General features: G+C 42.6%; 6 protein-coding genes, 7 tRNA genes and 3 rRNA genes. 2 read left to right on the top strand and 14 right to left on the bottom strand.

Going from position 1 to position 14,676, the window contains the following annotated elements; all coding sequences use genetic code 11:
- Window positions 1-42: 42 nt before the first annotated feature.
- The 11 genes from CUC15_RS04545 to CUC15_RS04495 all read right to left on the bottom strand — a co-directional run bounded on the left by CUC15_RS04545 (window position 43) and on the right by CUC15_RS04495 (window position 7,112).
- Window positions 43-117 (bottom strand) — tRNA-Gln (locus tag CUC15_RS04545).
- A gap of 9 nt (window positions 118-126) precedes the next feature.
- A tRNA-Tyr gene (locus CUC15_RS04540) sits at window positions 127-211 on the bottom strand.
- Between the two features lie 38 nt (window positions 212-249).
- Window positions 250-325, bottom strand: a tRNA-Thr gene (locus tag CUC15_RS04535).
- 3 nt (window positions 326-328) lie between these two features.
- A tRNA-Asp gene (locus CUC15_RS04530) sits at window positions 329-405 on the bottom strand.
- An 18-nt stretch (window positions 406-423) separates the two neighbouring features.
- A tRNA-Met gene (locus tag CUC15_RS04525) sits at window positions 424-500 on the bottom strand.
- Between the two features lie 16 nt (window positions 501-516).
- A tRNA-Val gene (locus tag CUC15_RS04520) sits at window positions 517-592 on the bottom strand.
- Window positions 593-596: 4 nt separating this feature from the next.
- Window positions 597-671: transfer RNA gene (locus CUC15_RS04515), tRNA-Glu, on the bottom strand.
- Window positions 672-786: 115 nt separating this feature from the next.
- Window positions 787-902 (bottom strand): 5S ribosomal RNA (gene rrf, locus CUC15_RS04510).
- A gap of 68 nt (window positions 903-970) precedes the next feature.
- Window positions 971-3,888 (bottom strand): 23S ribosomal RNA (locus CUC15_RS04505).
- Between the two features lie 249 nt (window positions 3,889-4,137).
- Window positions 4,138-5,704, bottom strand: a 16S ribosomal RNA gene (locus CUC15_RS04500).
- Together the 16S, 23S and 5S rRNA genes with 7 tRNA genes alongside form the textbook arrangement of a ribosomal RNA operon.
- 496 nt (window positions 5,705-6,200) lie before the next feature.
- The gene (locus CUC15_RS04495) at window positions 6,201-7,112 is read right to left on the bottom strand and encodes an LCP family glycopolymer transferase (protein WP_242985947.1); all 912 of its coding nucleotides are present in this window, start codon (window positions 7,110-7,112) and stop codon (window positions 6,201-6,203) included.
- Window positions 7,113-7,411: 299 nt separating this feature from the next.
- On the opposite strand from CUC15_RS04495, the gene CUC15_RS04490 reads away from it, so the two are divergent.
- Both CUC15_RS04490 and CUC15_RS04485 read left to right on the top strand, forming a co-directional pair.
- A complete protein-coding gene (locus tag CUC15_RS04490) occupies window positions 7,412-8,758 on the top strand; it encodes a polysaccharide deacetylase family protein (RefSeq protein ID WP_114915555.1) in 1,347 nt (448 codons plus the stop codon).
- Between the two features lie 371 nt (window positions 8,759-9,129).
- A complete protein-coding gene (locus CUC15_RS04485) occupies window positions 9,130-9,936 on the top strand; it encodes a polysaccharide deacetylase family protein (protein ID WP_114915554.1) in 807 nt (268 codons plus the stop codon).
- 1,042 nt (window positions 9,937-10,978) lie between these two features.
- Here CUC15_RS04485 and ald read toward each other — a convergent pair.
- The 3 genes from ald to aspA all read right to left on the bottom strand — a co-directional run bounded on the left by ald (window position 10,979) and on the right by aspA (window position 14,438).
- A complete protein-coding gene (gene ald / locus CUC15_RS04480; protein ID WP_114915553.1) occupies window positions 10,979-12,070 on the bottom strand; it encodes an alanine dehydrogenase in 1,092 nt (363 codons plus the stop codon).
- Between the two features lie 92 nt (window positions 12,071-12,162).
- Window positions 12,163-12,966, bottom strand: a complete 804-nt coding sequence (locus tag CUC15_RS04475) for a fumarylacetoacetate hydrolase family protein (RefSeq protein ID WP_114915552.1) — start codon at window positions 12,964-12,966, stop codon at window positions 12,163-12,165.
- Window positions 12,967-13,013: 47 nt separating this feature from the next.
- A complete protein-coding gene (gene aspA / locus CUC15_RS04470; protein WP_423241374.1) occupies window positions 13,014-14,438 on the bottom strand; it encodes an aspartate ammonia-lyase in 1,425 nt (474 codons plus the stop codon).
- Between the last annotated feature and the right edge of the window lie 238 nt (window positions 14,439-14,676).

The following is a 14,676-nucleotide window of genomic DNA, read 5'->3' as shown; positions in this document are numbered from 1 at the left end:
TTTTTTTAAAGCGGACCTTTTTTAAAAAGGCTCTTTAAAAAATGGCTGGGCTACTAGGATTCGAACCTAGGATACACGGGATCAAAACCCGATGCCTTACCGCTTGGCTATAGCCCAACAATAAAATGGTGGAGGGGGGCAGATTCGAACTGCCGAACCCTGAGGGAGCGGATTTACAGTCCGCCGCGTTTAGCCACTTCGCTACCCCTCCATACTTAACTATAGGGTATATTTTTATTCATAAGGCAATGGTGCCGGCCAGAGGACTTGAACCCCCAACCTACTGATTACAAGTCAGTTGCTCTACCAATTGAGCTAGGCCGGCATATGGCGGTTCGGACGGGACTCGAACCCGCGACCTCCTGCGTGACAGGCAGGCATTCTAACCAACTGAACTACCGGACCATATATAAAAGAATGAATTGGTTGCGGGGGCAGGATTTGAACCTACGACCTTTGGGTTATGAGCCCAACGAGCTACCAGACTGCTCCACCCCGCGACGATATGAAAAATTATGGTGGAGGATGCAGGGCTCGAACCTGCGACCCCCTGCTTGTAAGGCAGGTGCTCTCCCAGCTGAGCTAATCCTCCATAATGGTGACCCGTACGGGATTCGAACCCGTGATACCGCCGTGAAAGGGCGGTGTCTTAACCGCTTGACCAACGGGCCAGTTAAACTTTTACAAATAAATAGCTCCACAGCTAGACTTCAAATTATCAGCAATCGACGAACTGCCGATGCTTTACCATTGAAGTACTGTAAAGCGATTAGAAATAAAACGTTTGCCTGGCGGCGTCCTACTCTTGCAGGGACAAAGTCCCAACTACCATCGGCGCTGAAGAGCTTAACTGCTGTGTTCGGGATGGGAACAGGTGTGACCTCTTCGCTATTACTACCAGACAACTATATTTAGGTTTGTACCCTAAAAACTAAATAAGAGTAATGTTCAACGACAATCAAATAAGAATTTAGTTAAGTCCTCGATCGATTAGTATCCGTAAGCTCCACGTGTCACCACGCTTCCACACCGAACCTATCAACCTCATCGTCTCTGAGGGATCTTACTCACTCGAAGTGATGGGAAGTCTCATCTTGAGGGGGGCTTCATGCTTAGATGCTTTCAGCACTTATCCTTTCCACACGTAGCTACCCAGCGATGCTCCTGGCGGAACAACTGGTACACCAGCGGTGTGTCCATCCCGGTCCTCTCGTACTAAGGACAGCTCCTCTCAAACTTCCAACGCCCACGACGGATAGGGACCGAACTGTCTCACGACGTTCTGAACCCAGCTCGCGTACCGCTTTAATGGGCGAACAGCCCAACCCTTGGGACCGACTACAGCCCCAGGATGCGATGAGCCGACATCGAGGTGCCAAACCTCCCCGTCGATGTGAACTCTTGGGGGAGATAAGCCTGTTATCCCCGGGGTAGCTTTTATCCGTTGAGCGATGGCCCTTCCATGCGGAACCACCGGATCACTAAGCCCGACTTTCGTCCCTGCTCGACTTGTAGGTCTCGCAGTCAAGCTCCCTTCTGCCTTTACACTCTACGAATGATTTCCAACCATTCTGAGGGAACCTTTGGGCGCCTCCGTTACTCTTTGGGAGGCGACCGCCCCAGTCAAACTGCCCGCCTGACACTGTCTCCGAACCGGATCACGGTCCTGGGTTAGAAGGTTCATACAACTAGGGTGGTATCCCACGGGCGCCTCCACGTAAGCTAGCGCTCACGCTTCAACGGCTCCCACCTATCCTGTACAAGCTGCACAAACATTCAATATCAGGCTACAGTAAAGCTCCACGGGGTCTTTCCGTCCTGTCGCGGGTAATGCGCATCTTCACGCATAGTATAATTTCACCGGGTCTCTCGTTGAGACAGTGCCCAAGTCGTTGCACCTTTCGTGCGGGTCGGAACTTACCCGACAAGGAATTTCGCTACCTTAGGACCGTTATAGTTACGGCCGCCGTTTACTGGGGCTTCGGTTCTATGCTTCGCACCGAAGTGCTAACATTTCCCCTTAACCTTCCAGCACCGGGCAGGTGTCAGCCCCTATACTTCGCCTTTCGGCTTCGCAGAGACCTGTGTTTTTGCTAAACAGTCGCTTGGGCCTATTCACTGCGGCTCCATGTTAATGAAGCACCCCTTCTCCCGAAGTTACGGGGTCATTTTGCCGAGTTCCTTAACGAGAGTTCTCCCGCTCACCTTAGGATTCTCTCCTCGCCTACCTGTGTCGGTTTGCGGTACGGGCACCTATGATCTAACTAGAGGCTTTTCTTGGCAGTGTGAAATCAGGAACTTCGGTACTAATTTCCCTCCCCATCACAGCTTGAAATTGTTGAACGGATTTGCCTATCCAACTTTCTCACTGCTTGGGCGCACACATCCATCGGTGCGCATTCCTTATCCTACTGCGTCCCCCCATCGCTCAAACAATCATGAGGTGGTACAGGAATATCAACCTGTTGTCCATCGCCTACGCCTTTCGGCCTCGGCTTAGGTCCCGACTAACCCTGAGAGGACGAGCCTTCCTCAGGAAACCTTAGGCATTCGGTGAAAGAGATTCTCACTCTTTTTTCGCTACTCATACCGGCATTCTCACTTCTAAGCGCTCCACCAGTCCTCACGGTCTGACTTCACAGCACTTAGAACGCTCTCCTACCATTGTTCGAAGAACAATCCGCAGCTTCGGTGATACGTTTAGCCCCGGTACATTTTCGGCGCAGAGTCACTCGACCAGTGAGCTATTACGCACTCTTTAAATGATGGCTGCTTCTGAGCCAACATCCTGGTTGTCTGGGCAACTCCACATCCTTTTCCACTTAACGTATACTTTGGGACCTTAGCTGGCGGTCTGGGCTGTTTCCCTTTCGACTATGAACCTTATCACCCATAGTCTGACTCCCAAGCTGAAGTAATTGGCATTCGGAGTTTGACTGAATTCGGTAACCCGGTGAGGGCCCCTAGTTCAATCAGTGCTCTACCTCCAATACTCATTGCTTGAGGCTAGCCCTAAAGCTATTTCGGAGAGAACCAGCTATCTCCGTGTTCGATTGGCATTTCACCCCTACCCACACCTCATCCCCGCATTTTTCAACATACGTGGGTTCGGGCCTCCAGTCAGTGTTACCTGACCTTCACCCTGGACATGGGTAGATCACACGGTTTCGGGTCTACGACCGCATACTATAAACGCCCTATTCAGACTCGCTTTCGCTGCGGCTCCGTGTCTTCCACTTAACCTTGCATACGATCGTAACTCGCCGGTCCATTCTACAAAAGGTACGCCGTCACCCATTAACGGGCTTCGACTACTTGTAGGCACACGGTTTCAGGTACTATTTCACTCCCCTTCCGGGGTGCTTTTCACCTTTCCCTCACGGTACTGGTTCACTATCGGTCACTAGGGAGTATTTAGCCTTGGGAGATGGTCCTCCCGGATTCCGACGGAATTTCTCGTGTTCCGCCGTACTCAGGATACACTCCGGAGAGAATTCCTTTTCGACTACAGGGCTGTTACCCGCTATGGCTGACCTTTCCAGATCGATTCGTCTAAAGAATTCTTTTGTAACTCCAAAGGAGTGTCCTACAACCCCAGAAAGCAAGCTTTCTGGTTTGGGCTAATTCCGTTTCGCTCGCCGCTACTCAGGAAATCGCATTTGCTTTCTCTTCCTCCAGGTACTGAGATGTTTCAGTTCCCCGGGTCTGCCTCCATTATCCTATGTATTCAGATAATGGTACTGTCCCATTACGAACAGCGGGTTTCCCCATTCGGAAATCCTCGGATCAAAGTTTACGTACAACTCCCCGAGGCATATCGGTGTTAGTCCCGTCCTTCATCGGCTCCTAGTGCCAAGGCATCCACCGTGCGCCCTTATTCACTTAACTAAGTTAGTAAATAAGCGTACTAATTTATTAGCCTTGCTTTAATTTTTAAAATTGATGTCGTTGTTACTCTTATTTAGTTTTCAAGGTACAAGCTTCCACAGGATGTGGTGACTTCTGTGTTCGTCACAGGACGTGACGGTTCTTAACAGAAAATCCTTATCCTTTGAGAGATTTGCTCTCTCAAAACTGAACCAAACAACCATGTATGTCCTTACTATCTTAAAGAATAGCGTTCCGAATATTCCTTAGAAAGGAGGTGATCCAGCCGCACCTTCCGATACGGCTACCTTGTTACGACTTCACCCCAATCATTGGTCCCACCTTCGGCGGCTGGCTCGCATATTGCGTTACCTCACCGACTTCGGGTGTTACCGACTCTCGTGGTGTGACGGGCGGTGTGTACAAGGCCCGGGAACGTATTCACCGCGGCATGCTGATCCGCGATTACTAGCGATTCCGGCTTCATGTAGGCGAGTTGCAGCCTACAATCCGAACTGAGAATGGTTTTATGGGATTTGCTTGACCTCGCGGTTTTGCAGCCCTTTGTTCCATCCATTGTAGCACGTGTGTAGCCCAGGTCATAAGGGGCATGATGATTTGACGTCATCCCCACCTTCCTCCGGTTTGTCACCGGCAGTCACCTTAGAGTGCCCAACTAAATGCTGGCAACTAAGATCAAGGGTTGCGCTCGTTGCGGGACTTAACCCAACATCTCACGACACGAGCTGACGACAACCATGCACCACCTGTCACTTTTGTCCCCGAAGGGAAATCCCTATCTCTAGGGAGGGCAAAAGGATGTCAAGACCTGGTAAGGTTCTTCGCGTTGCTTCGAATTAAACCACATGCTCCACCGCTTGTGCGGGCCCCCGTCAATTCTTTTGAGTTTCAGCCTTGCGGCCGTACTCCCCAGGCGGAGTGCTTAATGCGTTAACTTCAGCACTAAGGGGCGGAAACCCCCTAACACCTAGCACTCATCGTTTACGGCGTGGACTACCAGGGTATCTAATCCTGTTCGCTCCCCACGCTTTCGCTCCTCAGCGTCAGTTACAGACCAGAGAGTCGCCTTCGCCACTGGTGTTCCTCCACATCTCTACGCATTTCACCGCTACACGTGGAATTCCACTCTCCTCTTCTGTACTCAAGTCCTCCAGTTTCCAATGACCGTTCGTGGTTAAGCCACGAGATTTCACATCAGACTTAAAAGACCGCCTGCGAGCGCTTTACGCCCAATAATTCCGGACAACGCTTGCCACCTACGTATTACCGCGGCTGCTGGCACGTAGTTAGCCGTGGCTTTCTGGTTAGGTACCGTCAAGGTATGATCAGTTACTATCATACTTGTTCTTCCCTAACAACAGAGTTTTACGATCCGAAAACCTTCATCACTCACGCGGCGTTGCTCCGTCAGACTTTCGTCCATTGCGGAAGATTCCCTACTGCTGCCTCCCGTAGGAGTCTGGGCCGTGTCTCAGTCCCAGTGTGGCCGATCACCCTCTCAGGTCGGCTACGCATCGTCGCCTTGGTGAGCCATTACCCCACCAACTAGCTAATGCGCCGCGGGCCCATCTGTAAGTGACAGCTTGCGCCGCCTTTCATCTTCTCACCATGAGGTAAAAAGTATTATCCGGTATTAGCTCACGTTTCCGCGAGTTATCCCGATCTTACAGGTAGGTTGCCCACGTGTTACTCACCCGTCCGCCGCTCATTCCACAAGTATCTCCCCGAAGGGGTCAACTTGCTTCCTGCGCTCGACTTGCATGTATTAGGCACGCCGCCAGCGTTCGTCCTGAGCCAAGATCAAACTCTCCAATAAAGTGTTTGAGTAAAATTGACACCAATCAATTTTACGTAAGTCTTAGCTTCAAGAAGTGTTACCTTCTTGTTTTATTGAAAAGAAAACAAGTTTCTTTCCGTTGACATACTGGTTGTTTTGTTCAGTTTTCAAAGAGCAAATTTGTTAGTCGCTTTTAAAACAGCAACTCTATTAATATATCATATCACAATCTTCTATGTCAATAGTTTTTCACTATGTTACAAGAAGTATTTTTGCGATGGAATTACATTATATAATTTCCAAGAAGAAAAATCAACAAGTTTTTTGCTGTATTATGAAATAGGAGTTTCTCTAGTAAATGTTACTATTAATAATAACTTCGTTTTCAACAGCAAGAAGTATTCTACTATTAACCAATGAAGTCAAAGTCGAGAGATAGATGGTAAGTTATGTGAAGAGGTAGTGGAAATAAAGCAGAGCAGCAAGTACTCCTGTGTTAAGTAGTTTATAGGAAGTCTTGCAGGAGTACGTTATATTAATCATCTAACCCCAAATGCTCTCGAAATTCTCTACGAATTTGCGAAATCTCCTCATCTGACACAATTGCATACCACAATCCATCATCGAGTATTGCCCCATCGTATTCCATTTGAATCTCATCCATTGTGCCAATTGAAGAGCGGATCTTCGATTGGTAATCCCATATTTCGCCAAGTGTTAAGTCGGTTTGGACCGAATCGCCAAGGATATCTAGAATTTCTTCTATGCGTAAAATAGTGCTGAACTGAGAACCTTCTTTCATCATACTTTCAACAACCTCCCGCTGGCGTGCATCACGGCCAGCAATACCATGAGGGTCTTCTTTGCGCGTGCGCGTATATGCCAGTGCTTCTTCTCCATTTAGGATTTGTTCTCCCTCTGGAAAATGATAGATATGGTTATGGCTGCTAAATTCATATTCATTATCTACCAGAATGCCATCAAGTGCATCAACCAGCCTTTTAAAACCTTCCATATCCAAACTAACATAGTGATTAATTGGCACATTTAACAATTTCTCCACACTATCCACGGCCATCTTCGGACCCCCGTATGCATAGGCATGATTAATCTTTTCCATGGTTCCGTGGCCAACAATTTCCGCACGTGTATCCCGTGGAATGCTCATCATTTTTATCGACTCTTCGTTTGGATTCAACGTTATAAGCATCATCGTATCAGAGCGTCCTGAAATACCTTCGTCCGATCGCCCATCAATTCCCAAGACAAGTACTGACATCGGATCAACAGAGGAAATCTGTGTCTCATTTTTTTCCGATTCCTCAGTTGGGTTGTGTATTCGATTGACCGTTTCCGTCACCAGACTGAATAGGTACAAGGTATAGCCAATTACGCCAAGAAACAACACACCAATGACAAGTGCCGCAATCTTCATCGCCTTTTTCATGTCAAAACACCTTTCTGATTACTAAATTTTAAATAGCTCATTACCTTTGGGGGTTATAACTGGAGTAAGCTTGTTGGAATCCAGTGGGTTAACTTTCTTGTTGGTCTTTTTCGTCCATTTCATAATATGGAAAAACTCGAAGATACATGCGAGAAACTTAATTTATCAGTTCTCCTCTTATTTTCAGCGTTGTTCTTCGTTGAGTCATATTCATGTGACATGCAACATAAATTGAAGTGAGATTGGGGTCATGACCAATAAAACCATTCAATCAATAAAAGGGTGAAGGAGTAGCTGGAATGAAAAGATGTTTTGCCATCATACCGATTTTGCTCATTATAGCTCTTATGATAGGCTGTCAGAATCAAACCTCAACAACAGATACAGAGGAAACAAACTCTCAATCCAGCCAAAAGAAAGACGATGACAAAAAAACAGAACCTGACAAGACACAAGAAGAAGAGAAAAAACAAAAAGAACAGAAAGAACAGAAAGAACAACTGTTAGCAGAAGCTAAAGTTTTAGCCAAACATTATGATTATGAAAAAGCGGTCACACAATTAAAAGAATCAGTTGTCCCTGAGGATGAAGACATTCAAGCAGCTATTAATACATATGAAAAACAAATAGAAAATCTTGTGACATGGGAAGATAACGGCAAGATCTCTCATTTATTTGTGCACTCGTTGATTGTTGACACATCCAAGGCATTTGACGGAGATTATAAGGCCCAAGGCTATCACGATTACTTTGTGACCATTGATGAGTTTAAAAAGGTTTTAGAGCAACTTTATGAGGAAGGCTACGTCCTTGTTCTTCCCGATGATATTGCAAAGCTCAACAAAGATGGGGAAATGGTTTATCAGGATATTCGCTTACCTCTGGACAAAAAACCATTGGTCTTTTCTCAGGATGATACGAACTATTATGAATACATGGAAGGTGACGGATTTGCCAAAAATTTAACTGTGGATGATAGCGGAAATGTCACAAACACCTATGTAAATCAGAAAGGGGAAGAGGTTCAGGGAGCGTATGACATGGTTCCCATTGTGGATGATTTCGTTGACAAGCATCCTGATTTTTCCTACCAAGGGGCAAAAGGAATTATAGCAATAACCGGATATAACGGCGTGTTGGGATATCGAACGTCAGAGGATTCCTATGGCCCTGACAGTGATGAACCCAATTCAAACATCAAAGAGGATCAGGAGAAAGCGAAAAAAGTAGCGTATGCCATGAAGGAAGACGGATGGGCATTTGCAACCCATACATGGGGACACCTTGATGCAAAAGAAGTATCCTTGGAAAAATTAAAGACAGATCTAGCTAAATGGAGAAAAGAAGTGGAACCAATCGTCGGTTCTACTGACATCCTTATTTACCCTTATGGCAGTGATATTGGAGACTGGAGGGGGGAGTATTCTGATGATAAGTATGACTTTTTAAAAAGTCAAGGCATTGCTTATTATTCCAATGTCGATGGATCGACACCTTCCTGGTCCCAATTAGGGCCCGATTACTTTCGGCAAGCCCGTATGAATGTGGATGGCATACGTATGGATGAAGCGTTAACCGGATCAAACGATGTATTGGAACATTTTTTTGATGTTGAACCTGTTTATGACCCCGAGCGCCCGGAATAAGATCAGGCGTATAATGAACATTCATTTTAAAAAACCCGCTTTACTTAAAAGGCGGGTTTGTGACTAGATGATTTCAATGAACAGATTTTTAAACGATCACTCGCTGACTGTTCCGGAATCGGTATTATTTCCGGTATTGCTGGCGGAATCCGAGCTGTTTCTGATTCATTTCGGGGATCCATCTCAGATTCGGGGACTGCTCAAGCATCTGGTGGTGTTTATCGGTTAGTTTTGAAATTCATACATACAATTAATTATCGTTCAAAGCCATCAAATACCATATACTTGTGAGATACCTGCCAAATATAATTTATGAGATGAAAAGTCATTCCCTTGTTAAGAAAGTATCTCCAACTTGAGAGATTGAGGTGATGAATTTAAAAAATCTTAGTATATTGGAGGTTGTTTACTTTTTATTTATTGGATTAATGTGTGTGATGTTTTCTATTCCCATATTTTTTTACGAGAAAGAATCGGAAGAGTCAGATTCAGCCGCACCTATGGAAACAAGGAATAGTGAACTAACTCCGAAAGAAAATATTTCTATCAATGAAAGAGAACAAGAAAAAATAGAAGAATATGAATCCGTTGCATATATTACGATTGATGACGGCCCATCCGAATACACAGAAGAAATCATTGATCAATTGGACTCATATAATGCTAGTGGCACTTTCTTTTTTGTTGGGGAAAACATGGATTTATTAACGGATAAAATGATCAATAAGTTAAAAGATGGAAATCACAGTGTTGGGGCTCATTCGATGACACATCAAGCAATAAGACTTTATGACAATCAGCTTTTTGTGCAAGAAAACAAAGAGGCTTTCAGTATGTTAAGAGAAAAAGGATTCAATTCGGACCTTGTGCGGGCTCCCTATGGAAGCACATACCTTACAGATAAGCAGATTGGGGACATCAGAGATCAAAAATGGATTTTACTGGACTGGGATATTGATAGTCTCGATTGGGAATTTAGAGATGCGAATCAAACGTATAATCACATCATTGAACAGTTGAACAAGATAGAGGAAGGAAACTCGGAAACAATTGTTATTCTTTTACATGAAAGGCCAGAAACCGTTGATATTTTAAATAAATTAATTCCAGAATTACAAAATAGAAATTACCTATTAACTTCAGGAGAAGAAGTACCATTTGAAGAATTAATTTTTTAGAAGCTAATGGGGAATCATTTGCCTGATATAAAAAGAGCATCCCGTTAAAAATAGGGATCCATGGACGGAATCATACTACTTTTCTTCTAATATTTACAAACGTTTACAACGGACCTTGTACTGTCCAGTGTCCACCAGCTGACACACACACAGGAGGAAGTTAATAAAGAATGAACTAATCAATCCCCAGAATGATAACGTATATTCTGAGATTAGATGGGTTTTTAATATTTATATCCAATCATTTTTGGAACAATTGGAATCTGCCTAGTAAAAAAGCTACTTTCTACAGTTTGCTTTTAATTTTAAATGTCAGAACAAGTCCTAATTTACGCAGACCCAACATAAACATCCCTGCCATTAATTGATCAAATCCGGTGTTAAACAATGGAGGAAGTAAATTAAATTATTCAGTGTGGGTATGCAAAGGTTACGATAATTAATAAACCCTCGCAACTATCTTATATGCGCATACATTAATACCACGACATATATTTTGGAGGGGATATAGATGGATTATCCAGTTTTTAATTGCACTAAACCTAAATGTAGACCTTATTGCAATTGCGGCCCCGTTGTAAATGCGGATCAAACTGCAAATGTGGATCAAATTGTAAGTGCCATTGCTAGCTAGCCCAATAGTAAAAATTCATCGAACCCGATGCGCTACCCTTTAATAGATATTGTAAACTCAACAACATATAACCGTCGATTGCCAAATAAATAATAAGGAATCGGAAATTATCCCCCCGATTCCTTATATGGGGACTTGCAGAAGTCCAATAGGAATATATTTTTTAGACTGATTACTAAAATGTTCATCTCATCTAGTAATATGTAGGTTTCGATTTCTGTTATATTTTTAATTTTCCTTACCTATGTTTTTCAAAACTAAAGGGCACTTTAATGGAGCAATAAAAAAAGCCTAATTTCTTTGAATTTAATCGAGAAAGTTAGGCTTTTTAATTTTGAAATTTCCTTAACGTTGTAAATCCGCATTTTCCTGATGTTACCCCTATATGGCATATATAATTCTTTATGATTAGACTAGCTGTAAGTCTTTAGCTAATAATGGGTCGATGATGTTTCCTTGATCGACACTCAATCCCTTTTTGAGACCCGGAATCTGCTCTAAAGCTTGATCAACCCCACGATTGGCGATTTGTAATGCATAAGGCACTGTTACATTTGTTAATGCTGTTGTTGCCGTACGAGGAACAGACCCTGGAATATTGGCGACAGCATAATGTAATACACCATGTGCAATGTAGACCGGATCATCATGTGTGGTAACATGATTGACAGTTTCAAAGTTTCCTCCTTGGTCAATCGCAACATCAACGATAACAGAACCAGCCTTCATTTTCCTAACCATGTCCTCGGTAACAAGTTTTGGTGCCTTCCTACCAGGAATTAAAACTGATCCAATAACTAAATCTGATTGAATAACTGATTCCTCAATATTTACTGGGTTAGACATTAATGTTTGGACACTATTTCCAAATAAATCGTCTAGCTCTCTTAATCGATTCGCATTCAAATCTAGTATTGTCACATCAGCTCCGAGTCCTACGGCAATTTTAGCTGCATTAGTTCCAACAACACCACCGCCAATTATGGTTACTTTACCTTTAGGTACACCCGGAACACCAGCTAGTATAATGCCTTTTCCACCTTTCATCTTTTCTAAAAACTGAGCACCAATTTGCGTAGCCATACGTCCTGCAATTTCACTCATTGGGGTGAGTAAAGGCAGCTTACCTTGTTTATCTTCGACTGTTTCGTAGGCAATCGCTTTAATTTTCGAATCAATTAATGCCTTGGTTAAATCAGGTTCCGCAGCTAAATGTAAATACGTAAATAAAATCAAGTCCTCACGAAAATATTGGTATTCAGATTTTATTGGTTCTTTAACCTTTAAAAGTAAATCTGCTTGATTCCATACCTTTTTAGCTGTACTTTCTACCTTAGCTCCAAATTCCTTATACTCATCATCAGTAAATCCACTTCCAAAACCTGCACCAGTTTCGATGATTACTTCATGACCTTGCTGCACAAATGTGGCAACACCACTTGGGGTAATAGCAACACGATTTTCATTATTTTTAATTTCCTTTGGTACTCCAATAATCATATTAAAGGCTCCTTCTTCCATTCAATTTTTTTACAATTAAGTGAGACGCAGCCAAGCCTTCGTCTTGCGCATGTAAGTAAAAAATGATAATACTAGATTATATAATTAGATAGCTTACCAATATTCTCTACTTCCACAGATACGACGTCGCCTGACTTCATTGGACAACTACCAGAAGGCGAACCAGTAGCCAAAACATCACCCGGTTCCAAAGTCATAACTTGTGAAATCCAACTGATAAGGAAAGGAATGGAGAGTGACATCTGATTAGTATTGCCTTTCTGAACAATTTTTCCATTTAAAGTTGTAACGATTTGTAAATTTGTTGGATCTATACCTTTTACAATCCACGGGCCCAATGGACCAAAAGTGTCAAAACCTTTGCCGCGTGTGAACTGAGGATCAGTTTTTGTAAGATCTCTTGCAGTTACATCATTAAAAATGGTATAGCCAAGTACATAATCCATTGCATCTTCTTCATTTATATTTTTTCCGCGTTTTCCAATAACGAGTGCCACTTCCCCCTCCATTTCCACCTGTTTGGTTAATTCATTGGAAGGAAGAATGATCTCCCCCTCATTTGGAATCAAGGAAGATAACGGCTTTAAAAACAGAAATGGTTCCTTGAGATTCGCCTTTCCCCCAGTCTCCTTTGCATGTTCAGCATATGTCCAGCCGAAATTAATTACTTTTGAGGGTGATACAGGCACCAAAATTTTCACATCACTATATTTAAGTCTTACACCATCAAATTTTAATTCATTGTTTACAATTCCAGAAAAATCACTGGACAATTGTAAAATTTTATCATCCTCAACAATTCCGTAATATATTTTACCGGTATGATTCTGATAACGAACAATTGTCTGCATTTTTTGTAGTACTTGTGTTACCATACACACCAACTCCATCTATAGCTTAAAACCTTGCCCAAATCGTTTATTCAATCCGTATCTAATAGAGCCGCCCCCGAAATTCCGGGTTTTGTCATCTCATATGGATTTAAAATTAATTCAAGTTCCTCCTCAGTTAATACATCATATCGCAAACATAGCTCCCGCACTGGTTTTCCATTTAAGACAGCCTCTCTAGCAATACGTGCTGCTACTTCATATCCGATATGTGGATTTACGGCTGTAATAATCCCTACACTTTTTTCTACGTACTCCTTTAAACGTTCCTCATTTGCTTCAATGTCTCTTAAGCAATGTTCTGTAAAAGCATGGAATGCATTATTCATAATGCTGATTGACTGGAGCAAATTAAATACGAGAACAGGCTCCATAACATTTAGTTCAAGCTGACCTGCTTCTGAAGCTAGACAAATTGTATGATCGTTACCGATTACTTGAAAAGCTACTTGATTAATCATTTCAGGCATTACCGGGTTGACCTTTCCAGGCATAATAGATGAGCCAGGTTGACGAGCTGGTAATATAAGTTCAGCTAATCCTGCACGGGGACCAGAAGCCATTAATCGGATATCATTAGCAATCTTAGACATATTAATCATACAAACTTTTAAGCTAGCAGAAACTTCAGTATAAACATCAGTATTTTGGGTAGCATCAACAAGGTGATCAGCACTTTGTAATGGAAGTTGACTTATATGTGCTAGGTAACTCACAACCTTTTCAATATAACGAGGATCTGCATTTAATCCTGTTCCTACAGCTGTTGCTCCCATATTTACCTTATATAAATGTTCACGTGATTGCTTAATGCGTTTCATGTCACGCTCCAAAACACGACTATATGCTTCAAACTCTTGACCAAGTCTGATTGGAACAGCATCTTGTAAATGTGTCCGTCCCATTTTTATAATATGGTCAAATTTTTGGGATTTTTCCTGAAACACATCTTGCATATGATTCATAGTTTTTAATAGTTTCTCTAATAAATTGAGAGTTGCTATATGAATAGCAGTTGGGAATACATCATTTGTTGATTGTGACATATTTACATGACTGTTTGGACTTAGATACATATATGACCCTTTTTCATGCCCAATCAGCTCAAGAGCACGGTTAGCAATCATTTCATTTATATTCATGTTCATTGATGTACCGGCTCCACCTTGAATAGGATCAACAAGGAATTCATCATTTCTTTTTCCTTCAATAATCTCATCTGCAGCTTGGACAATTACATTTCCCAATTCTTCATATAGATGCTTTACATCCATATTAGCAAGAGCCGCAGCTTTTTTAACAATGGCTAAAGCCTTAATAAGTTCTTCATGAGCCTTATATCCTGTTATTGGGAAGTTTTCAACGGCACGTAGTGTTTGTATCCCGTAATAACAATGCTTAGGAACTTCTTTTGATCCTAAAAAGTCTTTCTCAATTCGTACATCTTGTTTTTCAATCGTATTTACCACAATGCTACCCACCTTTTTTATAAATCACCCTGCCTTTACATCATGCGATGTTATCGGTATTGGAAAAGGATCTAATTGAAAATCCCGTCGGTAAACTAAAGCTGATTTTTCCGTACCGTTTAACAGGGTGACTCCTCGCAAATGCACTTGGACGACCTTCAGAGTATCTTCCTTGCCTTAGATGGTTAATGGAAATATTTTCATAATTCAGTCTATTGATGATAGA

Origin of the sequence: Oceanobacillus zhaokaii, assembly GCF_003352005.1 — a bacterium.
GTDB classification, from domain to species: Bacteria; Bacillota; Bacilli; order Bacillales; family Amphibacillaceae; genus Oceanobacillus; species Oceanobacillus zhaokaii.
This window is presented reverse-complemented; position numbering and strand designations above follow the sequence as displayed.